Raw genomic sequence first — 24,213 nt, forward strand, 5'->3', positions numbered from 1 at the left:
ATCGACCTGTCGTACTACGGGCACGCCGTACCAGTTACCGTTGTGGTCTCAGCCATTCGGTAGCCTGGACGGAGTGCCTGATGCAAGTTCGCGGCACACGGGTAACTGAGAATCAACCGGAAGAAGGCGAACGTGGCCCCCGCGCCCGACCCAACAACTGCACACGCTCCAGGCAATGGCTCCACCGGTCAGGTCGCGACTGACGATTTCGGAGCCAACGACTGGCTGATCGAGCAGATGTACGAGCAGTACCTCGCCGATCCGAAATCGGTTGATCCCGGTTGGACCCGCTTCTTCGCCGACAAGGGCGCCCCGCAGTCTGCCCCGATCGCGCCGGCCGGAAACGGCAGCGCCGGTTCCAACGGTCAGACCACCAAGCCAGTTCAGGCGTCACCCGCCCCCGCCGAGCCGGCCCCTACCAAACCGGCTCCCGTCCAACCCGCTGCTCCTGCGAATCGCCCTGCTACCGCACCGCAGGCCACCTCACCACAGGCCACTGTGGAGTCGAAGCGGCCGTCAACCAACCAGCGCGCCACCGGCGCCGGCCTGCCGGCCGACCCGCCCAACCCGGCCGCCCGGCCCGAGACTGCATCCGACGAACCGGAGCGGATCGTGTTGCGCGGCGCGCCGATGCGGACCGCGCTCAACATGGACAGTTCGCTGACGGTGCCGACCGCAACCAGCGTCCGCTCGCTGCCGGTCAAGCTGCTCATCGACCAGCGGATCGTGATCAACAATCACCTGCGCCGCTCCCGTGGCGGCAAGGTGTCCTTCACCCACATCATCGGCTACGCCCTGGTGCAGGCACTCAAGCAGGTGCCGGACATGAACGTCGCCTACGACGTCGTCGACGGCAAGCCGACCCTGATCCGGCCGCGGCACATCAATCTCGGGCTGGCCATCGATCTGCCGCGGCCCGACGGCACCCGGCAACTCGTGGTGCCCAGCGTCAAGAGTGCCGAGGATCTCGACTTCGCGCAGTTCTGGACGGCGTATGAGGACATCGTCAAACGGGCCCGTGCCAACAAGCTCACGGTCGCCGACTTCGCCGGCACCACGATCTCGCTGACCAATCCGGGCACCATCGGCACCAATCACTCGGTCCCCCGCCTGATGAACGGCCAGGGCGCGATCATCGGCGTCGGCTCGATGGACTACCCGGCCGAGTTCCAGGGCTCCAACCCGGAGCGGCTCGCCGGCCTCGGCGTGTCCAAGGTCCTGACGCTCACCTCGACCTACGACCACCGGGTCATCCAGGGCGCACTGTCGGGTGAGTTCCTGGCCAAGCTGCACAGCCTGCTCCTGGGCGAGAACGGTTTCTACGACGAGATCTTCTCCGCGTTGCGCGTGCCGACCGCGCCGATCCGTTGGGCGGTCGATCGAAGCACCCTGCACGAGGATCAGGTTTCCAAGCAGGCAAGGGTTTTCGAGTTGATCAACGCCTATCGGGTGCGCGGTCACCTGATGGCCGACATCGACCCGATCGAGTATCACCTGCGTGATCATCCTGATCTCGACGTGCAGACCCACGAGCTGACCTTGTGGGACCTCGACCGGGAATTCGCCACCGGTGAATTCGCCGACGGTTCCGGCCGGATGACCCTGCGCAAGATCCTCAGCATCCTGCGCGACTCCTACTGCCGTACGGTCGGCATCGAGTACATGCACATCCAGGAGCGCGAGCAGCGCCGCTGGATCCAGAATCGCGTGGAGCGGCCGCACGAGTCGCTGCCGCGCGAGGAACACCTGCGGATCCTGGACAAACTCAACGAAGCCGAGGTCTTCGAGACCTTCCTGCAGACCAAGTACGTCGGCCAGAAGCGGTTCAGCCTCGAGGGCGGCGAATCGGCGATCGCCTTGCTGGACGAGGTCTGCGAGCAGGCGGCCGATGATCATCTCGAAGAGGTGACCATCGGGATGTCGCACCGCGGCCGGCTGAACGCACTGGCCAATATCGTCGGCAAGTCCTACAGCCAGATCTTCCGCGAGTTCGAGGGCAACATCGATCCCCGGACGGTGCAGGGCTCCGGCGACGTCAAGTACCACCTCGGGGCCGAGGGCAAGTTCACCTCGTTGGACGGCAACACGATCAAGACCTCGATGGCCGCCAACCCCAGCCATCTCGAGGCGGTCGACCCCGTGCTCGAGGGCATCGCCCGGGCCAAACAGGACATCCTGGACCGCGGCGACGAATATCCCGTCCTGCCGGTGCTCGTGCACGGTGATGCGGCCTTCGCCGGCCAGGGCGTGGTGGCCGAAACACTCAACCTGTCCCAGCTGCGCGGTTACCGGACCGGCGGCAGCATCCATGTCGTGGTCAACAACCAGGTCGGCTTCACCACCGCTCCCGGTGAGGGCCGGTCGTCCACCTACGCCACCGACGTGGCGCGGATGATCCAGGCGCCGATCTTCCACGTCAACGGCGACGATCCCGAGGCCTGCATCCAGGTCGCCCGGTTGGCGTACGACTTCCGCCGCGAATTCAACAAGGACGTCGTCATCGACCTCGTCTGCTACCGGACCCGCGGCCACAACGAGGGCGACGACCCGAGCATCACCCAGCCGCTGATGTACGACCTGATCTCCAAGAAGCGCAGCGTCCGCAAGCTCTACGCGGAGGCGCTGATCGGCCGTGGCGACATCACCATCGAGGACGCCGAGAGCGTGCTCACCCGGTTCCAATCCCGGCTGGAGAGCGTCTTCGAGGAGGTGCGCGAGACCAACAGCGCATCGGACGACGAGGAATATCTGCGCGCCGCGAAGTATCCGGAGAAGCCGGCGTCGAACCACGGCACCGCGATCGATGCCGAGACCCTGAAGCGGATCGCCGATGCGCACCTGAACATCCCGGACGGCTTCACCGTGCACCCGAAGGTGCTGCCGCAGCTGCAACGCCGGGCGCAGCAGATCGCCGACGGCCCGATTGACTGGGCGACCGGTGAGCTGCTGGCTCTCGGTTCGCTGATGATCGAGGGGCGCGCGGTCCGGCTCACCGGCCAGGACACCCGTCGCGGCACCTTCTCCCAGCGGTTCGCAGCGATCGTGGATCGCAAGAACGCCGACGTCTGGATCCCGCTCGCGCACCTGGATCCGCACCAGGGCAAGTTCCACGTCTTCAACTCCCTGCTCAGCGAATACGCCTCGATGGGCTTCGAATACGGCTACTCGGTGGCCCGCCCGGAGGCGCTGGTGCTGTGGGAGGCGCAGTACGGCGACTTCGCCTACGGTGCCCAGACGATCATCGACGAATTCATCACCGCCGGTTACGCCAAGTGGGGCCAGAAATCCGGTGTCGTGCTGCTGCTGCCGCACGGCTATGAGGGCCAGGGTCCGGACCACTCGTCGGCCCGGATCGAACGCTGGTTGCAGCTGGCGGCCGACGATGCATTCGTGGTCGCCCAGCCCTCGACGGCGGCCAGCCACTTCCATCTCCTGCGCAACCATGCGCTGGGGTCCAACCACAAACCGTTGATCGTCATGACGCCGAAGCGGATGCTCCGGATGAAGGCCGCGGCATCCGATCCGAGCGAATTCACCGAGGGCAGCTGGAAGCCGGTGCTCGGAGATCCGTCGATCGCCGACCCCGCGCGGGTCCGCAAGCTGTTGCTGACCAGCGGGATGGCCCGCTGGGACCTGGCGGCCGAGCGGGACAAGCAGGGTCTCGGCGAGCAGATCGCCGTCGTCGGGCTGGAGCGCTACTACCCGCTCCCGGCCGCCGAGATCGCCGCGGAGATCGCCAAGTATCCGAATCTGGAGCAGGTCACCTGGGTGCAGTACGAGCCGAAGAACCAGGGCGCCTGGCCGTACCTGGCTCTCAACCTGCCCGCGGAGCTGGCCGAACTGGGTGTCAACCGCCCGTTGGTCCCGGTCACCCGGCCCGCTTCCTCCGCCCCGGCGACCGGTTCGCACAAGGTGCACGAGCAGGAGCAGAAGCAGCTGATGGCTGCTGCTCTCGGCTGAGCCGCGATGTATTTCACCGATCGCGGCATCGAGGAGCTCGAGTCCAGGCGCGGTGACGAGGAGGTCACCGTCGCCTGGCTCGCCGAACAATTGCGGACCTTCGTCGACCTCAATCCGGAGTTCGAGACACCGATCGAGCGCTTCGCCACCTGGCTGGCGCGCAGCGACGACGACCTCGACGACGACCCGGTATAGCGCCGGAGCGCTGCTCTCGCCGACCCCTCCTGTGCGTCCGGCCTCCGACATGGGCCCGCCCGAACTTCAAGGTTTGACCCTGCGGGTCCGACACGCCGGTGCGAACTGGAGCGAGGATGCGCAAACTCGAAGTTTGAGCCTGCGGGCGGGGCGAAAATCCGTGGCCTCGGGCGAGTGAGCGGCGTACGGTTTCTTCTCGCCCCGGATCAGTGCTGAAGCCGTCGTCAGCGGTCAGATTGCACGCGTCGTACCCGGAGCTCGCCAAGGAATGGCACGCGCTCACCACGCGTCAGGGTTCGATTCCCTTACTCCAGGGCGATCGGGCGGCGACGTCGAGGAGCCGGCATCCTGTGGCGGCGATGGTCAGGCCGACATCGCCCGCCCCATGCCGACGCCTGTCGCCGCCCTTTCGTCCGCGTGGTAGGCCGTACGTCCGCAGTGATCACACGACAGGAACCACGACCCGTTACCGGCGCGGACGAAAGGAGGCCGGACCATGACCATGCCCACAACCATGACCATGCACACAGCGCGATCGACGACGGACCGGGCGACCACGACCCTGTTCTCGATCACCGTCGGCGCGCATCAGCGCACTCTCGAATTCCTCGACGGCCGGCTCTCCCGCGTACTCGAGCCCGGCCGCTACCGCCGTCGCCGCCGTACCCGCTACCGCACGGTCGACATCCGTGATCAGCTGTCCGCGATCGCGCTGCAGGAGATCCCGACCGTTGACGGTATCCAGGTCAAGGTGTCGGCACAGATCCGTTCTTACATTGAGGATCCGGTCGCCTACGACCAGGTCGCGACCGCTCCGTCCGATCTGGTCTACGCCGCCGTACAGCGTACGCTGCGGGACGCGGTGTCCGAGCTGGAGTCGGGCCAGCTGCTCGGTGCGGCCCGCACTGATCTTGGTCGGGTCCTGACCGAGGCGGCCACCCGGGCGGGTGCTGAGGTCGGGATCGGCGTCCGCAGCGTCGAGATCGAGGACGTCCTGCTGCCGACGGAACTGCGCACTGCCGTCCTCGAGGCACTGGTTGTCCAGCGCCAGGGCCAGGCCAAGCTGGAGGCCGCCCGGGCGGAGACGGCCGCGCTTCGTTCGCTGGCCAATGCGGCGAAGCTGCTCGATGATCACCCGGCACTGGCCCGTCTGCGCCTGGTGCAGGCGGCGCCGTCCGGCACCAAGATCGTCATCGGTCTGGGCGCCGAGTCCGCGGCTACTTGAGGCCCGAGGTGACGAAGCCGTTGATGAAGCCGCGCTGGGCGACGATGAACAAGATCAGAACGGGGAGCACGTAGAGCACCGAGCCGGCGGCCAGGGCGGTGTAGATCGGCGTGCCGGCAGCTGTCGTATAACCGCCGCTGAGCCCGACCGCGAGTGTCGTGTGGTCGGAGTCCAGGAACAACGACGGGGTGATGAAGTCGCCCCAGGCGGCGGTGAAAGACAGCACGAAACCGGCTACCAGCACCGCCTTGGCCATCGGCAGGAAGATCCGCCAGAAGATCCGGAAGTAGCCGCAGCCGTCGATGATCGCAGCATCTTCCAGGTCCATCGGGATGCTCGCGAAGGTCTGCCGGAAGAGAAAGATCAGGAACGCAGATCCTGCGAGCCCCCACAGCACCCACGGCCAATAGGTGTAGACCAGATGCACCCGGGCGAAGATCAAGTAGGTCGGGATGACCGTGACGATCTGGGGCAGCATCAGGGTCGCGACGACGACCAGGAACAGTGCTCGTTTGCCCCTCGCCCGCAGTCGAGCGAAGCCGAAGCCCGTCAATGCCGAGCTGAGCGTCGCCAATCCCGACTGGACGATCGCCAGGAACACCGAGATGGTCACGTACTTCCCGAACGGGATCAACGTGACGGCGTCCTTGAAATTCGACCACTGCAGGGTCTTCGGGAGCCAGGCCGGGGTGGACAGCTCGCCCTCGCTCTTCAGCGACAGCGACAGCAGCCACAGCAGCGGGACCAGGAAGATCAGTGCCACGATCACCAACAGCACGTAGAGACCGGTCCGGCCGGCGACCGCCCTCGGCCTCGCCGGCCGGCGGTTCAGTCCCCCGGCCACGGGAGCCTCAACCGCTCTGCTCATCGCTCCACCTTTCCGCCCGTGGCCTGTTCTCCGGCGGCCTGCCCGGCGGCGGCCTGGGCCGCCTCGTCCGGTCCGCTCTCGTAGAAGACCGCCCGGCCGCTGACCTTGAAGATCACCGCAGTCAGCACCAGGATCAGGATGAACAGCGCCCACAACAGGGCCGAGGCGTAGCCGAACCGGCCGTAGTCGAAGTACTGCGCGTAGGCGTGGATCATGAAGAGGTAGTTGCTCTGCGGCACCGAGGTCGCGGCCACGGTGCCGGACTGAATGGACAGCAGCAGTGCCGGAATGAAGGCCTGGATGCTGGCGATCACGCCGGTGATCACCTCGAAGAGGATGATCGGTGACAGCAGGGGCAGGCTGATCCGGGTGAATGCCCGCCAGGCGTTAGCCCCGTCGACCTTGGCAGCCTCGATCAGCTCGCCCGGGATGCCCTGCAGGCCGGCCAGAGAGATGATCATGGTGCCGCCGACGCCCCAGAGGGTCATCGCGATCATCACCCAGAACACCAGCGGATCCGCCAGCCACTGGATGGTCTGCAGGTGGAGCTGGTTGAAGATGTGATTCAGCAGGCCGAAGTCTGAGTCGAAGAGCATCTTGAAGCACAGCGCCGATGCCACGATGGGCACCACCGCCGGCAGGTAGAAGATCGCCCGGAAGGCGGCGCGGCCGCGGACCGGCCGGTTCACCAGCACCGCCAACGCGGTGCCGATGATGATCGCCGCCGGCACGGTGATCACGGTGTAGAGGGCGGTCCGGCCCAGCGAGTGCAGGGCATCCGGGTCCCGGAAGATGTCGGCGTAGTTGTCCAGTCCGACGTAGCGGTAGTGGCCGGTCATGCCGTCGAAGTTGGTGAAACTCAACCAGAGCGCGTATCCCAGGGGAAAGAGCGTCAGCAGGATGAACCCCGCCAGCCACGGTGAGACGAAGGCGTAGAACGTACGAGCCCGGTAGCGTTTCCAGCCCCGCGGCGCTGCCGCTTGGACATCTGCCGGCAATCGGATCGTGGCCGGGGCTTCGGCGGTGGTCATGCGACCAGCTCCTTTCCTTGCTCCAGCAGCGGATTGAGCGTGTCGTTGACGAGATCGGCCAGCCTGCCGGCAGAGAGCCCGGACTCGAGTCCCTTCACGAAGGCCTGGCTCAGCGAGGCGTCCAGAGCGGTGAAGGCCACGTACGGCGAGTACTTCAGCACCGACATGTGGCTGAATTCGGCGTTCTGGACGTCAAGAGCCTGCTTCTGGTACGGCTTGACCTCCGGCAGGTCGGCATTCATCGCGGTGATGCCGGGCAGTCCCCAACCGGACTTGGCCCGGTCGATCGCCGGCTGCTCGCCGAAATACCACTCGAAGAAGTTCCACGCCTCCTGCTTGTGCTGGGAGGTCTTCGGGATCCAGTGCCCCACCGCCGCGAAGCACGGTGAGGTCCGGGTCGAGCCGAACTGCGGTGCGGTGACGAACCGGACGTGGTCCTGGACCTGCGGGTTGCTGGCGACCTCGCCGCCGAACCAGTAGCCGTAGCCGACCATGCCGAGTTGATCGGCGAAGAAGGCCGCGGCCGCGCCGGCAGCCAGTGGTCGCGCGACGGTCGGACCGACCTGAGCGTCGGCGTAGTCCAAATACCACTGCAGCGCCGATTTCGCCTCTGGGGCAGAGAAATCAACCTTGGTGTAGTCGTCGTTGAAGACCGATCCGCCGGCCGACGTGACCATGTTGATCACGCCTGCGCTGAGGCTGACGTCGAACGGCGGATACAACCCGTACGCCGAATACTGCGCGCCCTTGCGCCGGGTGATCCGCTTGGCGACGTCGAGCATCTCCTCATACGACATCGGCTTGGTCGGATCCGGCGGCTCGACCCCTGCCTTCTCGAAGACCCGCAGGTTGCACCACAACATCGCGTCCTGCGAGTAGTCCTTGGCCAGGCCGTAGCGCGGGCCCTTGCCCTGGACCGATCCGTCGTAGCGCCAGACGTCGTCGACGGCGGCGATCTTGTCGTCGGTCAGCACGGTGCTCCTGGCGAAGTACGGCGCCAGGTCCTCGGCCAGATCGCGCTTGACCAGGTAGGGCGTGTTCTGCACGCCTTGATCACGGATGATGTCGGGCGGATCACCCGCCGCGAACATCGCGGTCAGCAACTGCACCGAGTTGGTGACGAATTTGATCTTGACATTCGGATACTTCTTGGAGAATCCGGCCACATCGGAGTCGGTGATCTCCGACGGGTGGTTCCCCATGATCGTCAGCGTCGTGTTGCCGCCACCGGATCCACAGGCCGATGCGGCCGCGGCCACTCCTGCCGCGGTTGCTGCGCCGGCCAGCAGTCGGCGGCGACTGAACCGGCCGCTCATCCGCGACCCCAGCCCCTGCGACCTCCACCCATGCGACTCTGCACCGGCACCTCCAAGTCCTCGATGACTCTTCGATCGCGCCGACCACCCGCCCATCGATTACGGCGGACGTGGGCAATCGGTTTCTCAACTAGTACCCCAGCGTGTTTGTCGAAGTCAAGGGAATCCGGCGAAACCCACAGGTTGCCCGACCAAGACCGCCGACCTAGATCGGGAGGTAGCGCTCTTCGTCGGTCGGCGCACCAGGCCGGGCCCCGGTCGTCGACTCGCCGAGGACCAGGGAGCACCGCTGGTAATGGACACCCGGCTCGATCGTGCTGCTGCCCGCGTCCAGCAGACAGCCGGCCGCAACCTCCCCGAGGGCGGCCATGTTGGTGTCGACCGTCGTGATGAGTCCGTCCGGTTGGCGCACCAGACTGGCGAGGTTGTCGACACCGACGATGGCGACATCGTCGGGCACCCGCACCCCGGCCGCACGCAGCGCGAGCAGCGCACCGGTGGCGATCTGGTCGTTGCCGCAGAACATCGCGTCGAAAACCGTCCCCTGATCGAGCAATCGCGACGCGGCGCGGGCACCCCACCCGCGCGACCAGTCGCCGTACTGCACGTCCCCGACCAGTTCCAGACCGGCGCCCTGCAGCGTCGCCAACATTCCCCGGACCCGGTCCTGGGTGGCGAGATCGGTCGCCGGGCCGGCGACGTGCACCACCCTGGGGCGGCCGATGTCCAGAAGGTGCTGCACCGCGAGATTGCCGACCATCCGACCGTCCGGTGTGACCGAGATGTCGCGAGGATCCTCCGACACACCGAGTGCGTAGACCACCGGGACCGGAACGTCGTGGGAGATCGAATGCAACGGCGACTCGAGGCTGTCGCCGACGACGATCACGCCATCCACCTGACGGGCACGGAGCCTGCGAACGACGTCGCCGAGGCCGCGCAGGTCGTAGCGCACGCTGTAGAGCAGCGTCGCCATCTCGCTCTTGCCCAGCGCCGACTGCGCACCCAGAAGGACCGGCAGCGCGAATACGCTCGGTGCATCACTGGTGACGACGCCGATCGTCTGGCTCTTGCCGGTCGCGAAGAAGCGGGCCAGTGCGTTCGGCCGGAAATCGAGTCTCTCGGCGACCTCCTCGATGCGCCGCCGGGTCTCCGCGGACACCCGGCCCCGGCCGTTCAGCACCTTGGAGGCGGTCGACACGGAGACCCCAGCCAGAGTCGCCACGTCGCTCAGGCGAACCGGCTTCTCGTTCATGGAGTCGCATCATAGGCGGCCTGCTCCGGGGTGCACACCTGCGCGGGAAAGCAGTTGCGCAGTCGACGCCGGACCGCCCGTCGGCGGCCGTCACCTCCGTCGGTCAGCCGTGGAAGCGGTACCGCTCCAGGGATTCGGCGCGCATCTCGGTGCTCGCACCGGGTGTGTGCGGCGCGACGTAGCGGCCGCGTCTGAATTCCAGCGGCTCGACGAAATTCTCGTGCAGATGATCGACGTATTCGATCATCCGGCCGTCGAGTTGCCGGGAGACCGCGGCGTAGTCGAAGAAGGCCAGGTGCCGGACCGCCTGACAGAGCCCGACGCCGCCGCCGTGCGGGGCGACCGGGACTCCGAATTTCGAAGCCAGCAAGAGAATCGCGATGTTCTCGTTCACCCCGGCGACCCGGGTGGCGTCGATCTGGACGACGCCCAGGGCCTCGGCCTGCAGCAGCTGCTTGAAGATCACCCGGTTGGCGGCATGTTCGCCGGTCGCGACCTTGATCGGCGCGACCGCCCGAGCGATCGTCGCATGGCCGAGGATGTCGTCGGGGCTGGTCGGCTCCTCGACCCAGGCAAGGTCGTACGGCTCCAGTGCCCGGATCCAGTCGATCGCCGTGCCGACATCCCAGCGCTGGTTGGCATCGACGGCGATCCTGATGTCGTCGCCGACCGCGGCGCGGGCGATCTTCAGCCGGCGCTTGTCGCTGTCGAGGTCGGCGCCGACCTTGAGCTTGACCTGCTGGAAGCCGTCCTGCACGGCCTCCCGGCAAAGCCTGTCGAGCAACTCGTCGCTGTAGCCGAGCCAGCCCGGGCCGGTGGTGTAGCCGGGATAGCCCTCGGCCTGCAGCGCCGCGATCCGCTCGGACCGGGTCGGCTCAGCAGTCTTGAGGATGTCCAGCGCCTCGTCCGGGGTCAGCGCGTCGGTGAGATAGCGGAAGTCGACCAGCGAGACCAGCTCGTCCGGACTGAGTCCGGCCAGGTGCAGCCACAGCGGCTGGCCGGCCCGCTTGGCCCGCAGGTCCCAGAGCGCATTGACCACCGCACCGATCGCCATGTGCACGACACCCTTTTCCGGACCGAGCCACCGCAACTGCGAGTCGTGGACCAGACGCCGCCAGGTGTCGCCCATGTCGGCCAGCAGCCCGTCGACGTCGGCGTCGGCGATCAGCCGGGCGACCGCCTCGATCGCCGCGACCTGGATGTCGTTGCCGCGCCCGATGGTGAAGGTGAATCCGTGCCCGGATCCGATCTCGGTGTCCAGGCGGAGATAGGCGGCAGAATAGTCGGGGTCGGGATTCATCGCGTCCGAGCCCGCCAGCGTCTCGTGAGTGGGGAAACGGACGTCGAAGGTCCGTACGGACTGGATGCGGGTCATGGTCTCCGGCCTGGTGATGATGCGATGTGGGCAGTAAACATCGGATCTTTGGGCCGTGTCAATCAGAATGACCGCTCTACGGTCGGATCCGCGGCCATTCAGCCGACGCTGACCACCAGCTTGCCGAATCCGCTGCCCGACTCAAGCCGCTCGAACGCCTGCCCGACCTCGGCCAGCGGCGTCGTCGAATCGATCACCGGGCGCAGCCCGGTCGCGACCAGCAGCCCGACCAGGTCGGCCAACTCGTCCCGGGTGCCCATCGTCGAGCCGATCACCCGCAGCGGCTTGAAGAAGATCTTGGTGAGTTCGGCGCGTTCCGGCTCGGCACCCGTGGTGGTGCCGCAGATCACCACCGCCCCACCGGGGCGCAGCGCATTGATCGAGTGCGACCAGGTCGCCGCGCCGACCGACTCCATCACCGCATCGACGCGTTCCGGCAGCCGTGACCCGCTGGGGAACCAGGCATGCGCACCCAACGACGCCGCCCGCTCACCCCGCTCCTCAGAGCGGGACGTGACCCAGACCCGCAAGCCTGCGTGGCGGGCCAGTAGCACCAGCGCGGTCGCGACTCCGCCGCCGGCGCCCTGGATCAGCACCGTCTGCCCGGGCCGCAGGCCGGACTGCACGAACAGCATCCGGTAAGCCGTCAGCCACGCGGTCGGCAGGCAGGCCGCCTCGGAGAAGGTCAGCTCAGCCGGCTTGGCGACCAGATTGGTTCGCGGCACCCGGACCCGCTCCGCCAGGGTGCCGGGACAGCGCTCCGACAGCAGCGACCGGCGGGGATCGAAGGTACTGTCCGGCCCGGCGAAGCCCGGATCGTTGATCACGCCGTGCACGATCACTTCCGAGCCGTCCGGCGCGATCCCGGCCGCATCACATCCCAGAACCATAGGCAGCGACGCGGCCGACAGCCCGACCCCTCTCAAAGAGAACAGATCGTGGTGGTTCAGCGCGGCAGCCCGTACCTGAACCTCCACCCAATCATCGGATGTTTGGGCTCCACCGGGGGTGGCCGCGACGTCTATCTCGCCGACCTCGAGGGCGTCCAGCGGATGCTGCGGATCGATCCGGGCGGCGTAGGCGGCGAGCATGACTCCACTCTAGGGATGGAAGGATGGCGCCGTGGATCAGCACGTGGATCAGCATCAGCAACAGTTGCTCCGGGACCGGAGCACCCAACTCTTCGGCCGCCTGCCGGCCGGCGTCTGGGCAGCGCCCGGCAGGGTCAACCTGATCGGTGAGCACACCGACTACAACGACGGTTTCGTGATGCCGTTCGCCCTCGCCGAGCAGACCCTCGTGGCCGCCTCACCGACTGCCGACGAACACTGGACGGTGCACTCCAGCACCATCGGCGACGGGGAGACGGTCAGCTTCGGCCCGGACGAGCTGGTCCCCGGAATGGCGGGCTGGCAGGCGTACGTCGCCGGGATCGTCTGGGCGCTGCGGGAGGCCGGGCACGCCGTCGGCGGCGCAGAACTGATGATCAGCTCGACGGTCCCGGTCGGCGCCGGGCTGTCATCCTCAGCTGCACTGGAATGTGCGGTGCTGACCGCGCTGATCGACCTGTACGGCCTGGAGATCGAGCCGCTGGACCGGGCGATCCTGGCCCGGCGCTGCGAGAACGAGTTCGTCGGCGCCCCGACCGGCCTGATGGACCAGGCCGCCTCCACGCTGTGCACCGGTGATCATGCGCTCTTCTTCGACTGCCGGGACTACGCCCACGAGCAGGTGCCGCTGGAGCTCGCCGCGGCGGGGCTGGAGTTGCTGGTGCTGGACACCCGGACCCCACACGCCCATGTCGACGGTGAGTACGCCGCGCGGCGGCGCAGCTGCGAGGAGGCCGCCGGGATCCTCGGAGTCCCGGCGCTCCGCGATGTCGACGATCTGGACGCCGCGCTGCAGAAGCTGACCGACGACACCATGCGCAGGAGGGTCCGGCACGTGGTGACGGAGAACGAGCGGGTGCTCCTGGCTCGTACCGTCCTGTCGGACGGCTCCCGCACGCCCGCCGAGCGGTTCGCGGCAGTGGCGCCGCTGTTGGACGCATCCCACGCCTCGATGCGCGACGACTTCGAGATCACCGTGCCGACCGTCGACCTGGCGGTCGAGACCGCCCGCCGGGCCGGTGCGCTCGGCGCCCGGATGACCGGCGGAGGTTTCGGCGGCTGCATCATCGCCCTGGTCCCGGCCGGCACCGCGGACAGCGTTGCTGCCGCGGTCGCAACGGCATTCGCCGACGCCGGATTCGGTGCTCCCGCGCACTTCCTCGGCGTGCCGTCCGACGGCGCCCGGCGACTGGCCGCATGACCGCCGGCACGGAGGTCGGCGGATCCGACTACCGAGTCATCAGCCTGGAGACGGCGGAGCAGCGCCAGCAGGCGGCCGCGCTGTATCGCGCCGTCTTCGGCTACCAGGACCCGGCGTACGGCGTGAATCCACGGCTGCTCGCGGCGATGGCGGTCAACGGCGGCTCGGTGGTCGGCGCCCTCGATCCGGGCGACCGACTGGTCGGCTTCGCGTACGGGTTCCTGGGCACCGACGGCGACCGCACCTTCCACTACTCCCAGGCGGCCGTGGTGGCGGCCGGCCTGCAGAGCAAGGGCCTGGGGCGGCGGCTCAAACTCGCCCAGCGGGATGTCGCCCTGGCCTGGGGCGAGACCAGGATGCGATGGGCGTACGACCCGCTGGTGACCCGCAACGCGCACTTCAACCTGGACGTGCTCGGTGCGGTCGGGATCAGCTTCAAACCCGAGCTCTACGGCGAGCCGGACACGGACCGGATCGTCGTCGAATGGGACCTCCTGCGCGATCAGGGTGCCCGGGCACAGCGGGAGGACCTCCCCGCCGACGCCGACTGGGGCGACCAGCTGACCGAGCCGGGCCGGGTGCTGCTGGCGGTGCCCTCCGACATCGCCGGCCTGCGCCGCGCCGATCCGGAGCGCGCGACCCTGCTGGCCACCGTCGTACGCGAACGGCTGACCGCCCTCTTCGGGGCCGGATATCAGGCCGTATCGTGCCATGCGGTCGCAACCACGGCGTTCTACATCCTCAAGCGACATCCTCAAGCGGCGATGTCCTGAAGCCGAACTAGCGAAAGAGGCAGGCTCGTGCAGGTAGTCACAGCGCGGATCCATCGGGCGCGGCAGTCGCTGGTCCACGAATTCCGCACCAGCTCGCATCAGAAGAGCTATCTGGAGCACCTCCTGGTCGAGGTGCAGGACGCCGACGGCACGGTCGGCTGGGGTGAGATCGCCTCGCCCAGCGGGCCGTTCTACTGCGCCGAGACCACCGACAGCTGCTGGCAGGTGGTCACGGACTTCATCCTGCCCGCGCTGCTCGGCAAGTCCTGGGAGCATCCGGCCGAGGCCGCGAAGCTGTGGTCGAAGATCCGCGGCAACGAATTCGCCAAGTCCGGCATCGACACCGCTGTCTGGGCCTTGTGGTCGACGGCCCAGGGCATCCCGCTGGCACAAGCGCTCGGCGGCACCCGGACCGAGGTGGTCGCCGGGGTCTCACTGGGCATCGAGCCGACGATCGAGGACCTGCTGGAGCAAGTCCGGCTGCAGACCGCTGCCGGGTATCCCCGGGTCAAGCTCAAGATCGCACCCGGCTGGGACGTCGAGCCGGTCAAGGCGGTCCGGGCCGAATTCGGCGATCTGGACCTGCACGTGGACGCCAACGGCGCCTACAGCGAGAGCGAGGACCATCTGGCCGCACTGACCGCGCTGGACGACTTCGGCCTGACCATGATCGAGCAGCCGTTCGCGCCGCGGAACCTGCTGGCCCACGCCAGGCTGCAGGCCAGGATCTCGACCCCGATCTGTCTGGACGAGAGTGTCGAGACCACCGACGACCTGCGCACCGCGATCGAGCTGTCGGCGATCAGGATCCTCAACATCAAGGTGTCCCGGATGGGTGGTTTGACCCCGGCGCTGGCCGCCCACGACCTGGCCGGCGAGCACGGCATCCCGGTCTGGTGCGGCGGGATGCATGAATTCGGCATCGGCCGGGCCGCCAACGTCGCGATCTCGTCGCTGCCGGGATTCAGCCTGCCGTCCGACGTGTCCGCCTCGGCCAAGTACTACGAGCGCGACATCATCGTGCCGGAGGTGGTCGCCGACAAGGGCGTCGTCCAGGTGCCGACCGGGCCCGGACTCGGCCACACGATCGACACCGCGCTGATCAAGGAGATCACCACCGAGACCGTCGAACTCTAGATGACCTCTGAGCTTGTCGACGCCGCAATGGGTCAGTCCTGGCCCGCGGGACCGCTGCCCGGCAGGCGGCGCCCGGAGGTGAAGGCGACCGTCGAAGCCGGCAGGAAGACCGCGACCAGGACGACCGCCGCGGTCACGAACAGCGCGATCGCCAGTCCCGCGAAGCCGTGCCGGAAGCCGTACGCGATCGGCAACTGCAGCAGCTGGAGCGCCACCGCCGGACCGCGGGACCACGGCCGTACGAGGACAACGCCGCGGCCGACCAGGCCCAACGCGACGCCCCAGGCGATCAGCAGTCCGGCAACGCCGAAGCCCACGCCGGACGAGGTCCGGGCCGCCGAGATCAGGACGAGGACGCCGAAGACGACCACGCCGAGCGCCTCCAACCACAGCACCCCGGCTGCGACCAGCAGGGCGGGTCGCGCTTGACGTGCGGCCGGGGTGGCGGCCGGGTGTGACGGACCGGATCCGGGTCGTGCAGCTGCGTTCACACCGACACCTTAGGTCGCAGGGCTAACAACGTCCTGACGTGGCCCAATGTGAGGCAGCCAACGTTGGTAACCCTTGTGTGATCGTCAAATACTTGACAGTGTTGGAGGCCGTAAGCCGTACGGTGCAATCGATGCTGCCCCGAGGCGGCACTGACACGTACAAGTAAGGAGTGAAAACGGCATGGATTGGCGCCACAAGGCTGCCTGTCTGGACGAAGATCCGGAACTTTTCTTCCCGATCGGCAACACCGGCCCGGCCCTTCTGCAGATCGAAGAGGCCAAGCAGGTGTGCAGGCGTTGCGACGTCCGGGATGCCTGCCTGCAGTGGGCACTGGAGGCCGGTCAGGATCACGGAGTCTGGGGTGGAATGAGTGAGGACGAGCGCCGCGCTCTCAAGCGCAGGGCTGCTCGCTCCCGCATCCGCACCGCCTGACCCACGAACATCTAGCTGACGTAAGCGCCGGGACGATTGTCCCGGCGCTTTTGTCGTGCCCGGATACAGACCGCTAAGCGTGTCTAGCGCTCGTTGGGGATCTCGACCACGGCACGGGTCCCCGGCGCATCCGTACGGTCGGTGAGCTCGAAGGTGCCGCCGAGCTCGGTCACCAGCCCGGTGACGATCGACAAGCCGAGGCTCTTGCGCTTGGAATCGATGATCGAGAAGCCCTCCGGCAGACCGTGACCGTCGGCGACGACCTCCATCCGCAATCGCCCGTTGGACAGGGTCGGCTGGACCACCACCTCGCCCGAGCCGTTGGACAGGCTGTGTTCGACGGCGTTCTGGCAGATCTCGGTCATCACCAGCGACAGGTTGGCCGCGACACTGGACGAGACCACCCCGAAGCTGCCCTTGCGATGGGCGCGGACATTGCCGTCGGCCGAGGAGACATCGCCGACCATCTTGAGGATCAGGTCGGCGACCTTGTCGAATTCGACCAGCTCGTCGAAGGCCTGCGACAGGGTCTCGTGCACGATCGCGATCGACGCCACCCGCGACATCGCCTCGTTGAGCGCCTGCTTGGCCTCGGGAACATCGATCCGGCGGGCCTGCATCCGGAGTAGCGCAGCCACCGTCTGCAGGTTGTTCTTGACCCGGTGATGGATCTCCCGGATCGTCGCCTCCTTGCTGAGCAGCTCACGCTCTTTGCGGCGGATGTCAGTGACGTCGCGGCACAGGATCACCGCGCCGGTCCGGGTGTTGTGCGGATGCAGCGGCACCAGCCGCATCAGCACATGCGCGGTGCCGGCCTCCACCTCCACCTCACGTGCAGACCGGCCGGAAAGCGCCGAGGTCAGCGAGTCCTCGACCGGTTCGGCCGACGGCGGCACCAGGTCGGCGGTCAGGGCAGCGAGGTTGCGGTCGATCAGGTCGCCGCTCAGGCCGAGCCTGCGGTAGGCGCTGAGCGCGTTCGGGGACGCGTAAGTGACGTCGCCGTCCGGGTCGGTGCGGATGAAACCGTCGCCGACCCGCAGGCCGACCATCGTGCCCCGGCCGCCGGTCGGGAAGTCACCGGCGGTCACCATCTCGGCCAGCTCGGATGCCGACTCTCGATAGGTCTGCTCCAGAGCACCCGCCGTTCGGATCGCCAGCTGGTTGGTGTGCTGCTCGACGACCGCGATCGTGCGACCGTCGCGACCGACCGGGATGGCGTGTACGTCGACCGGGATACCGGCCTGCAGTTTGCCCTGGCTGGTCTGGGTGATCCGGCCGCTCAGGAACGCCTCGGCGACCAGATGCTCGGGTGAGTACGCGATCAGGTCGCCCACGACGTCGTCGACCAACGCGGTCGGTCCGGTCGTCGGCCGCACCTGGGCGGCGGCCCAGAAGACATTCGCATCAGGTTCGGGAACCCAGAGCACCAGATCGGAGAAGGCCAGATCGGCCATCAGCTGCCATTCCTCGACCAGCAGGCCGAGCCACTGCTCGTCCTCTCGGGACAATGAGGTGTGCTCGGCGATCACCTCCGACATCGACGGCATTCCGACCTCGCCTTCCTGCCTCGATTGCTTGGCTGACTCCGGCACCAAATACCTGCGTTCGGTGGCAAACGCATGATAGTTGTGTCCTCATGGCCATCGACGAGGAGCCTGAACCTGATCGCCCGCAATCGGTGTATCGCGGCGAGGACGATCCGCGGTGGCGGGTGACGCCGACCAAGATCGTGGTCACGATCATCCTGGTCGCGGCGATCGTGCTGCCGCTGCTCACCTGGACCTACTCGCGGGACAGTCCGCGGTTGTTCGGCTTCCCGTTCTTCTACTGGTACCAGTTCATCTGGGTGTTCCTGGCGGCGGGCGCATGCTACCTGTGTTATGTCCTGCTCCGCCGGGAGGCACGGGCCCACCAGGCCGGACATCCCACGACGCTGACACCGCCGACGGCACCGCCGCCTGGTGATGCGTCCAGCGACGTGCTTGCCGACAATCCTGCCGATACCGCGGCAGCGGACCAGCGGAAGGCGGAGTAGTCGTGCACGACGTCAACTGGGTCGAATTGATCATCCTGGCGGCGCTGTTCGTGATCGTCGCCTTCATGGGCTTCCGGGCCGCCCGGTGGCGGCGCGGCGAGGCCGGTCTGGACTCGCTCCACGAGTGGGGGCTGGGCGGCAAGTCCTTCGGCACCTGGGTGACCTGGTTCCTGCTCGGCGGTGATCTTTACACCGCCTACACCTTCATCGCGGTGCCGGCAGCGATGTTCGCCACCGGTGCGGTGTCGGGGTTCTTCGCGGTCCCCTACACGATCGTCTTGTATCCGGTGATCTTCTTCTTCCTGGGCCGGATGTGGTCGGTCGCCCATCGGCACGGCTACGTGACGCCGGCCGACATCGTCCAGGGTCGGTACGGGAGCAAGTGGCTGAGCCTGGCGATCGCGGTCACCGGAATCCTGGCCACCATGCCGTACATCGCCCTGCAGCTGGTCGGCATCCAGGCGGTGCTGGAGGTCGCCGGACTCGGCGGCTCGAGCGTGATCGCCCGCGACCTGCCGCTGTTGATCGCCTTCGCCGTGCTGGCGGCATACACCTACTCGTCGGGGCTGCGGGCGCCGGCCATGATCGCGGTCGTCAAGGACGGCCTGATCTACATCGTGATCATCGTCGCGATCATCTATCTGCCGCACCATCTGGGCGGCTGGAACGGGATCTTCGATGCGGCCAGGGCCAAGATGGACGCGCCCAGCGCGACCGATCCGAGCAAGCCGACCGGGGTCTTCATCCCCGGCGCATCCCAGGCCTGGGCGTACACCACCCTGGCGCTCGGTTCGGCGATGGCGCTATTCATGTATCCGCACAGCGTCACCGCCGCGCTGAGCTCGAAGGACCGCTGGACAGGTCGGCGCAATGCGGCGATCCTGCCCGCCTACTCACTGATGCTCGGCCTGCTCGCGCTGCTGGGTTTCGTGGCGATCAAGGCCGGCACCAAGCCGATCGGGCTGGACGGCAAGCCCAATCCGCAGCTGGTCATCCCGCAGCTCTTCGAAGATCATTTTCCGAGCTGGTTCGCCGGGGTGGCGTTCGGCGCGATCGCGATCGGCGCCCTGGTGCCGGCGGCGATCATGTCCATCGCTGCGGCCAACCTGTTCACCCGCAACATCTATCGGGCCTTCTTCAAGCCGGATGCCACGGCCGGCCACGAGGCCCGGGTGTCCAAGATCGTCTCGCTGTTGACCAAGGTCGGCGCACTGTTGTTCGTGCTGTTCCTGGACAAGCAGAATGCGATCAACTTCCAGCTGCTGGGTGGTCTGTGGATCCTGCAGACGCTGCCCGCGCTGATCTTCGGGCTCTTCACCCGGTGGTTCCACAAGTGGGCGCTGCTGGCCGGCTGGGCGGTCGGCATGGTCTACGGGACGATCGTGGCGTACGGCTATTGCACCGCCTGCACGGTGAAGCATTTCGGCAGTTCGCTGGCAGCGATGCCGATCTTCGGGACCACCGCCTACATCGGCTTCACGGCCTTCGTGCTGAACCTGATCGTGGCTGTGGTCTTGACGTTGATCCTCCGGGCGGCCAAGGTGTCGAACGGGTCCGACATCACCCGGCAGTCGGACTACTTCGTGGATGCCGACACTCCCGGACTGGTCCAGCCCGACGTGACGGAACCCATCCGCTAGCCCGGCCAGGACGGGCACTGGACTCCCCCGGGATTCGTTCCGGGGGCGGCCGGCGTGGCACAATGGCGTGCCTGCCGGACCGATAATTCAGGGAGATTTGACATGGGAAAGACCGGGCGGAAGCGCCGCGCTCGTCGCAAGAAGGGCGCAAACCACGGCAAGCGTCCCAACGCCTGAGACGCATCACGCTGAACGTACGAAAGGGTGGGAGATCATCGCGATCTCCCACCCTTTCTCGTCCCCGCTAGACCAGGAGGCCGGCAATCACCGCGCGAGGATCGGTCGCCGCAGCCGCGCCGTCGTGGATCAGCAGGTTGTCCCAGAGGGCGCCGCTGACGAAACGCGCCTGGGTGAGCCGACGGGCCCAGTCCGGGTCGGCACCCGAGGCGTCACAGAAGATCGTCAGCCGCCGGTCGAATTCAGCACGCAGGTCCGGTGCCTGCAGTGCGCGCTGGTAGCCGTAGAGCATCATCGTCATCGCGTCGTGAGCAGGATTGCCGGCCACGCCTTTGGGATCGATGGTCACCCAGCCGCGATCGGAGTCCAGGATGTTGCCGGCATGCAGGTCTCCGTGGGTCATGGTTGGAGTGCGGTCCTGGGCAAGATCACGAATGGTCTCCAACGCGGCACCGACGATGTGCCGCGGCAGCACCCGGCCGGATCGGTGGTCCTGATCATGAAGCTGTTCCTCCCAGCCCTGAGCCTGGGCCGCCAAGGTCGGCATGTCGTCCGTGGCCGGGACGGCGAGTCGGCGCAGCAACTCACCGCCGATCGCGATCGCCTCGTCGTCCGGCAGGTCGAGCTGGCGCGTCGAGACTCGTTCGAGCAGCAGGGCGAAGTCCTCCGGCGCCTCGTCGTACAGCTGCACTGCGCCATTGCCCTGCCACAGCCGTAATGCACGAGGCTCGTCGACATTTCCGGGATGGGTGAAGCTGATCTTGAGCACCGCCGGCCCATGTGGGGAGCGCACCGGCATGATCAGGCCCACGGCGCCGCTGGTCACGTCACCATCGAGATCGCACCGCCACAACGCCAGGTACTTCTCGGTCAGCGCAGGAAGACGCTGGATCCAGGCCCGTCCGGCCTCGCCTTCGCGCGCGATCGTTGCCGCGGCGAACGGGTCCGGGACTGTGATCATCCGACCATCATGTCAGCGGCCGGACCAGCGGTCAGAACTTGCGGACCTCAACGGTTGTCGACGTCTCGATCACCGCGTGGATCTTGGCCCGCAGGTGCTCGGGGGCGACCTCACCGCTGCAGCCGCGCCGCACCAGCTCCTTCAGCGCCTGCTCGGCATCGAAAGTGTCCAGGCACGGCTCGCAGGCGGCCAGGTGCTCACGGATCTCGTCCGCGTCGGCCGCCTTCAGCTCGTGGTCAAGGAATGCGTAGAGCTGCGAGATCGCTCGATCGCAGTCACTGACACCGTCACCCTGCCCGGTCATGCGCGGGCCTCCTGTTCGTGCTTGCCACGAGTGGGCTGATCGTTGCGGTCATCATCGCTGCGGTCATCATGATCGTGCAGGAGGCCCCGGTCGCGCGCATAGTCCTCGAGCCGGGCGCGCAACTGCTTGCGACCTCGGTTGAGTCGCGACATCACGGTGCCGATCGGCGTTCCCATGATGTCGGCGATCTCCTTGTAGGCGAACCCCTCCACATCGGCCAGGTAGACCGCCAACCGGAAGTCCGGCGCCAACGCCTGCAGCGCGTCCTTGACATCGGAGTCCGGTAGATTCTCCAGGGCGACCATTTCGGCCGACTTCAGCCCGCTCGAGGTGTGCGACTCGGCCCGGGCCAACTGCCAATCCTCGACATCGGCGCCGTCGGACAGCTGGGGCTGGCGCTGCCGCTTGCGGTAGTTGTTGATGTAGGTGTTGGTGAGGATCCGGTAGAGCCACGCCTTGAGGTTGGTGCCCGGCGCGAACTGCTGGAACGAGGAGTACGCCTTCGTGTAGGTCTCCTGGACCAGATCCTCGGCATCGGCGGGATTGCGGGTCATCCGCATCGCCGCCGCGTAGAGCTGGTCGATGAACTCGAGCGCGTCAGCCTCGAACCGCTGCCGTCGCTGGGCCTCGGTCTCGTGGTGTTCGTCCGTCCCGACCGTACGGTCGGCGGAATTGTCAGGACCAACAGGAATCGTCATCAGGTACGAGCGTACCGAAGTCTGCGGTCGCCTATCAGCGGTCAAAGTAGCCATCACCCGATAAAACGCCGACCGCGGGCTGGTATTCCCGCCGTCCGGCGTAACGTGCTGACCGTGGAACTCGGAGTTCACTACGCCAATTTCACCCACCCGGAGTGGGAATCGAAACTGACCGATCGCCTCGCCGAGACGGCGACGACCGCCGACCAAGGCGGCGTGTCGCTGCTCACCGTGATGGATCACTGGTTCCAGATGATCCCGATCGGCGGCCCGTTCCAGCCGATGCTGGAGAGCTACAGCACGCTCGGTTACCTCGCCGGCCGGACCGAGCGGGTCCGGCTGAGCGCGCTGGTCACCGGCGTCACCTACCGGCACCCCGGCCTGCTGGCCAAGACCGTGACGACCCTGGACGTACTGTCCGGCGGCAGGGCCCTGCTGGGCATCGGCGCTGCCTGGTACGAGCGCGAGCACCAGGGGCTCGGCGTCCCCTTCCCCAGCACCGGGGAGCGGTTCGAGCGGCTCGAGGAAGCGCTGCAGATCGCCAACCAGATGTGGTCCGACGACGATGGGCCGTACGACGGCAAGCACTACCAGCTGGCCGAGACGATCTGCCTGCCCAAGCCCGTACGCGGCCGGGTCCCGATCCTGATCGGCGGCTCCGGTGAACGCAAGACGCTGCGGATGGTGGCCCAGTACGCCGACGTCTGCAACCTCTTCACCGCCGACGGCGTCGACGGTGTGGCGCACAAGCTCAGTGTCTTGCGTGAGCACTGCACCCGGCTGGTCCGTGACTACGATGCGATCGAGAAGAGCATCATGTATCACGGCAATCCGGTCGAATCAACGGACGCCTTCCTGTCCGACATGGAGCGGTACGCCGCCCTCGGGATCGGGCTGGTGACGATCGCGCCGCCGACCCCGGATCCGGTCGGCTGGACCGAAGGCATGGTGACCGACGTGCTGCCGCGGCTGAAGACGATCTGACCCGGAGCCGACCGACCACCGCCGGTTGCGTGGGGCCGCTGCCGTCCGGTGCCCGGTAGCTGAAACCGCCGCCACGGCGCCGACCGCGGGCTCCGGATGCCGGCTGAGGTAGAACTGGACCGTGCCGACAACAGCTGATCGCATCGGGAAGGTTGCCGTCATCGGACTCGGGGCGATGGGCGGACCGGCGTCCGCCGCGTTGGCCGCAAGGTATCCGGTGCACGGCTACGATCCGGTTCCTGCTGCCCGCGACCGGGCAGCAGGCTACGGCGTCACGGTCCACGATTCGGCCGCCGGGGCTGCACAGGGGGCCGAGCTGATCTTCTTGTCGCTGCCGACACCGGACGTGGTCCGTGCCGTGATCGCTGATCTTGTCGCTGATCTTGGTGCGGGCATCGCCCGCCGGACGGTCGCCGACCTCTCCACCATCGATCCGGGCACCGCGCGTGACGTGGCGGAGTCGATCACCGCCCGGGGCGGTCACTATGCCGACTCGCCGATCCTCGGGCGGCCCACTGCGTGCGGCGGCTGGACCCTGGTCTGCGGCGGCGCCGAATCCGCGGTCGCGATGATCACCGACGTCGCGGTCGGCACGATCGCCAAGGCCGTGCACCGGATCGGCGATGTCGGTGCCGGAGCCACTCTCAAGCTGCTGAACAACCTGATGTTCGGGGCGATCAACATGATCACCGCGGAGATCGTCTCGCTGGCCGAACAGGCGGGCCTGGACGCCGGCCGGTTCACCTCCGTCATCGCCGACTCCGGCGCCGCGAGCGTCTCTGGCCTGTTCCGGGATATCGCGCCGCGGATGGCCGCTCACAGCTACGATCCGGCGTTCGCGATCAAGCTGCTCGCCAAGGACGTCCGGCTGGGATCCGAACTCGCCCGGGAACTCGACCGCTCCGCGCCGATGGCCGAGTTGGTGCGTACGATCACCGAACGCGCGGTAGCCGGGGGGCTCGGTGATCTCGACACGGCCGCGGTCGTCGAGCTCTACCGCACCGAAGCCGACGGATCAGCACCCGCTGATCAGCACTGACCTGAC

Annotated in this window: 23 protein-coding genes; 12 read left to right on the top strand and 11 right to left on the bottom strand. The window is 67.3% G+C overall.

The features are described 5' to 3' along the window. The first annotated feature begins 132 nt into the window (after positions 1 to 132). From IEY07_RS06300 to IEY07_RS06310, 3 genes are all read left to right on the top strand, one after another. Complete coding sequence (locus IEY07_RS06300; RefSeq protein WP_188894292.1) at positions 133 to 3,960, top strand: multifunctional oxoglutarate decarboxylase/oxoglutarate dehydrogenase thiamine pyrophosphate-binding subunit/dihydrolipoyllysine-residue succinyltransferase subunit; 3,828 nt, start codon at positions 133 to 135, stop codon at positions 3,958 to 3,960. Between the two features lie 6 nt (positions 3,961 to 3,966). Further along, positions 3,967 to 4,155: a DUF6104 family protein gene (locus tag IEY07_RS06305; RefSeq protein WP_188894293.1), complete on the top strand. Its 189-nt coding sequence runs from the start codon at positions 3,967 to 3,969 to the stop codon at positions 4,153 to 4,155. Positions 4,156 to 4,651: 496 nt separating this feature from the next. Then, on the top strand, positions 4,652 to 5,380 hold the full coding sequence (locus tag IEY07_RS06310) for an SPFH domain-containing protein (protein ID WP_229669765.1): 729 nt from the start codon (positions 4,652 to 4,654) through the stop codon (positions 5,378 to 5,380). On the opposite strand, the gene IEY07_RS06315 is transcribed toward IEY07_RS06310, so the two are convergent. The 6 genes from IEY07_RS06315 to IEY07_RS06340 all read right to left on the bottom strand — a co-directional run bounded on the left by IEY07_RS06315 (position 5,373) and on the right by IEY07_RS06340 (position 12,316). Further along, positions 5,373 to 6,248: a carbohydrate ABC transporter permease gene (locus tag IEY07_RS06315; protein WP_188894294.1), complete on the bottom strand. Its 876-nt coding sequence runs from the start codon at positions 6,246 to 6,248 to the stop codon at positions 5,373 to 5,375. The genes IEY07_RS06310 and IEY07_RS06315 overlap by 8 nt on opposite strands. Next, positions 6,245 to 7,279, bottom strand: a complete 1,035-nt coding sequence (locus tag IEY07_RS06320; RefSeq protein WP_188894295.1) for a carbohydrate ABC transporter permease — start codon at positions 7,277 to 7,279, stop codon at positions 6,245 to 6,247. The genes IEY07_RS06315 and IEY07_RS06320 overlap by 4 nt, the downstream gene beginning before the upstream one ends. Next, entirely contained in the window at positions 7,276 to 8,595 is a 1,320-nt protein-coding gene (locus IEY07_RS06325) for an extracellular solute-binding protein (RefSeq protein WP_188894296.1), read from the bottom strand. Before IEY07_RS06325 ends, IEY07_RS06320 begins: the two co-directional genes overlap by 4 nt. A 205-nt stretch (positions 8,596 to 8,800) precedes the next feature. Further along, positions 8,801 to 9,850, bottom strand: a complete 1,050-nt coding sequence (locus IEY07_RS06330) for a LacI family DNA-binding transcriptional regulator (RefSeq protein ID WP_188894297.1) — start codon at positions 9,848 to 9,850, stop codon at positions 8,801 to 8,803. 103 nt (positions 9,851 to 9,953) lie between these two features. Next, positions 9,954 to 11,225, bottom strand: a complete 1,272-nt coding sequence (locus IEY07_RS06335; protein WP_188894298.1) for an enolase C-terminal domain-like protein — start codon at positions 11,223 to 11,225, stop codon at positions 9,954 to 9,956. Positions 11,226 to 11,323: 98 nt separating this feature from the next. Further along, the gene (locus tag IEY07_RS06340) at positions 11,324 to 12,316 is read right to left on the bottom strand and encodes a zinc-binding dehydrogenase (protein WP_188894299.1); all 993 of its coding nucleotides are present in this window, start codon (positions 12,314 to 12,316) and stop codon (positions 11,324 to 11,326) included. A gap of 31 nt (positions 12,317 to 12,347) precedes the next feature. Here IEY07_RS06340 and galK point away from each other — a divergent pair, with 31 nt between their 5' ends. From galK to menC, 3 genes are read left to right on the top strand one after another with little or no spacing between them, the layout of a single operon-like run. Beyond that, entirely contained in the window at positions 12,348 to 13,535 is a 1,188-nt protein-coding gene (galK, locus tag IEY07_RS06345; protein WP_229669766.1) for a galactokinase, read from the top strand. Next, a complete protein-coding gene (locus tag IEY07_RS06350; protein ID WP_188894300.1) occupies positions 13,532 to 14,308 on the top strand; it encodes a GNAT family N-acetyltransferase in 777 nt (258 codons plus the stop codon). Before galK ends, IEY07_RS06350 begins: the two co-directional genes overlap by 4 nt. Positions 14,309 to 14,335: 27 nt before the next feature. Then, complete coding sequence (menC, locus tag IEY07_RS06355; protein ID WP_188894301.1) at positions 14,336 to 15,445, top strand: o-succinylbenzoate synthase; 1,110 nt, start codon at positions 14,336 to 14,338, stop codon at positions 15,443 to 15,445. Between the two features lie 32 nt (positions 15,446 to 15,477). Here the strand turns inward: menC and IEY07_RS06360 are convergent, their stop codons facing one another. Further along, positions 15,478 to 15,936, bottom strand: coding sequence for a hypothetical protein (locus IEY07_RS06360; RefSeq protein ID WP_188894302.1), 459 nt, complete (start codon positions 15,934 to 15,936; stop codon positions 15,478 to 15,480). 181 nt (positions 15,937 to 16,117) lie between these two features. On the opposite strand from IEY07_RS06360, the gene IEY07_RS06365 reads away from it, so the two are divergent. Next, entirely contained in the window at positions 16,118 to 16,369 is a 252-nt protein-coding gene (locus IEY07_RS06365; protein ID WP_091518273.1) for a WhiB family transcriptional regulator, read from the top strand. Positions 16,370 to 16,452: 83 nt separating this feature from the next. Here the strand turns inward: IEY07_RS06365 and IEY07_RS06370 are convergent, their stop codons facing one another. Then, complete coding sequence (locus tag IEY07_RS06370; RefSeq protein WP_188894303.1) at positions 16,453 to 17,916, bottom strand: sensor histidine kinase; 1,464 nt, start codon at positions 17,914 to 17,916, stop codon at positions 16,453 to 16,455. Between the two features lie 89 nt (positions 17,917 to 18,005). Here IEY07_RS06370 and IEY07_RS06375 point away from each other — a divergent pair, with 89 nt between their 5' ends. From IEY07_RS06375 to IEY07_RS24645, 3 genes are all read left to right on the top strand, one after another. Beyond that, positions 18,006 to 18,404, top strand: coding sequence for a DUF3311 domain-containing protein (locus IEY07_RS06375; RefSeq protein WP_188894304.1), 399 nt, complete (start codon positions 18,006 to 18,008; stop codon positions 18,402 to 18,404). A 2-nt stretch (positions 18,405 to 18,406) separates the two neighbouring features. Further along, positions 18,407 to 20,044, top strand: coding sequence for a monocarboxylate uptake permease MctP (mctP, locus tag IEY07_RS06380; protein WP_308422920.1), 1,638 nt, complete (start codon positions 18,407 to 18,409; stop codon positions 20,042 to 20,044). A 102-nt stretch (positions 20,045 to 20,146) separates the two neighbouring features. After that, on the top strand, positions 20,147 to 20,221 hold the full coding sequence (locus tag IEY07_RS24645) for a 50S ribosomal protein bL37 (RefSeq protein ID WP_369797015.1): 75 nt from the start codon (positions 20,147 to 20,149) through the stop codon (positions 20,219 to 20,221). Positions 20,222 to 20,288: 67 nt separating this feature from the next. Here the strand turns inward: IEY07_RS24645 and IEY07_RS06385 are convergent, their stop codons facing one another. From IEY07_RS06385 to IEY07_RS06395, 3 genes are read right to left on the bottom strand one after another with little or no spacing between them, the layout of a single operon-like run. After that, positions 20,289 to 21,182, bottom strand: coding sequence for an aminoglycoside phosphotransferase family protein (locus IEY07_RS06385; RefSeq protein WP_188894305.1), 894 nt, complete (start codon positions 21,180 to 21,182; stop codon positions 20,289 to 20,291). Positions 21,183 to 21,213: 31 nt separating this feature from the next. Further along, positions 21,214 to 21,486 (bottom strand): mycothiol system anti-sigma-R factor, encoded by a 273-nt coding sequence (gene rsrA / locus IEY07_RS06390; protein ID WP_188894306.1) that lies wholly within the window; start codon positions 21,484 to 21,486, stop codon positions 21,214 to 21,216. Next, the gene (locus IEY07_RS06395) at positions 21,483 to 22,184 is read right to left on the bottom strand and encodes a sigma-70 family RNA polymerase sigma factor (protein ID WP_188894307.1); all 702 of its coding nucleotides are present in this window, start codon (positions 22,182 to 22,184) and stop codon (positions 21,483 to 21,485) included. Before IEY07_RS06395 ends, rsrA begins: the two co-directional genes overlap by 4 nt. Before the next feature lie 114 nt (positions 22,185 to 22,298). Here IEY07_RS06395 and IEY07_RS06400 point away from each other — a divergent pair, with 114 nt between their 5' ends. Then, entirely contained in the window at positions 22,299 to 23,168 is an 870-nt protein-coding gene (locus IEY07_RS06400; RefSeq protein WP_188894308.1) for an LLM class F420-dependent oxidoreductase, read from the top strand. Positions 23,169 to 23,289: 121 nt separating this feature from the next. Next, positions 23,290 to 24,207, top strand: a complete 918-nt coding sequence (locus tag IEY07_RS06405; RefSeq protein WP_188894309.1) for an NAD(P)-dependent oxidoreductase — start codon at positions 23,290 to 23,292, stop codon at positions 24,205 to 24,207. Positions 24,208 to 24,213: the final 6 nt, after the last annotated feature.

It is taken from the genome of Microlunatus endophyticus, from assembly GCF_014646195.1.
Lineage (GTDB): Bacteria > Actinomycetota > Actinomycetes > Propionibacteriales > Propionibacteriaceae > Microlunatus > Microlunatus endophyticus.

What these genes read in the sequence shown, in the direction of transcription:
- IEY07_RS06305 (WP_188894293.1), top strand. Translation starts at nt 3,967, where the DNA reads ATGTATTTCACCGATCGCGGCATCGAGGAGCTCGAGTCCAGGCGCGGT.
- IEY07_RS06310 (WP_229669765.1), top strand. Translation starts at nt 4,652, where the DNA reads ATGACCATGCCCACAACCATGACCATGCACACAGCGCGATCGACGACG.
- IEY07_RS06315 (WP_188894294.1), bottom strand. Translation starts at nt 6,248, where the DNA reads ATGAGCAGAGCGGTTGAGGCTCCCGTGGCCGGGGGACTGAACCGCCGG.
- IEY07_RS06320 (WP_188894295.1), bottom strand. Translation starts at nt 7,279, where the DNA reads ATGACCACCGCCGAAGCCCCGGCCACGATCCGATTGCCGGCAGATGTC.
- IEY07_RS06325 (WP_188894296.1), bottom strand. Translation starts at nt 8,595, where the DNA reads ATGAGCGGCCGGTTCAGTCGCCGCCGACTGCTGGCCGGCGCAGCAACC.
- IEY07_RS06330 (WP_188894297.1), bottom strand. Translation starts at nt 9,850, where the DNA reads ATGAACGAGAAGCCGGTTCGCCTGAGCGACGTGGCGACTCTGGCTGGG.
- IEY07_RS06335 (WP_188894298.1), bottom strand. Translation starts at nt 11,225, where the DNA reads ATGACCCGCATCCAGTCCGTACGGACCTTCGACGTCCGTTTCCCCACT.
- IEY07_RS06340 (WP_188894299.1), bottom strand. Translation starts at nt 12,316, where the DNA reads ATGCTCGCCGCCTACGCCGCCCGGATCGATCCGCAGCATCCGCTGGAC.
- IEY07_RS06350 (WP_188894300.1), top strand. Translation starts at nt 13,532, where the DNA reads ATGACCGCCGGCACGGAGGTCGGCGGATCCGACTACCGAGTCATCAGC.
- IEY07_RS06365 (WP_091518273.1), top strand. Translation starts at nt 16,118, where the DNA reads ATGGATTGGCGCCACAAGGCTGCCTGTCTGGACGAAGATCCGGAACTT.
- IEY07_RS06370 (WP_188894303.1), bottom strand. Translation starts at nt 17,916, where the DNA reads ATGCCGTCGATGTCGGAGGTGATCGCCGAGCACACCTCATTGTCCCGA.
- IEY07_RS06375 (WP_188894304.1), top strand. Translation starts at nt 18,006, where the DNA reads ATGGCCATCGACGAGGAGCCTGAACCTGATCGCCCGCAATCGGTGTAT.
- IEY07_RS06385 (WP_188894305.1), bottom strand. Translation starts at nt 21,182, where the DNA reads ATGATCACAGTCCCGGACCCGTTCGCCGCGGCAACGATCGCGCGCGAA.
- rsrA (WP_188894306.1), bottom strand. Translation starts at nt 21,486, where the DNA reads ATGACCGGGCAGGGTGACGGTGTCAGTGACTGCGATCGAGCGATCTCG.
- IEY07_RS06395 (WP_188894307.1), bottom strand. Translation starts at nt 22,184, where the DNA reads ATGACGATTCCTGTTGGTCCTGACAATTCCGCCGACCGTACGGTCGGG.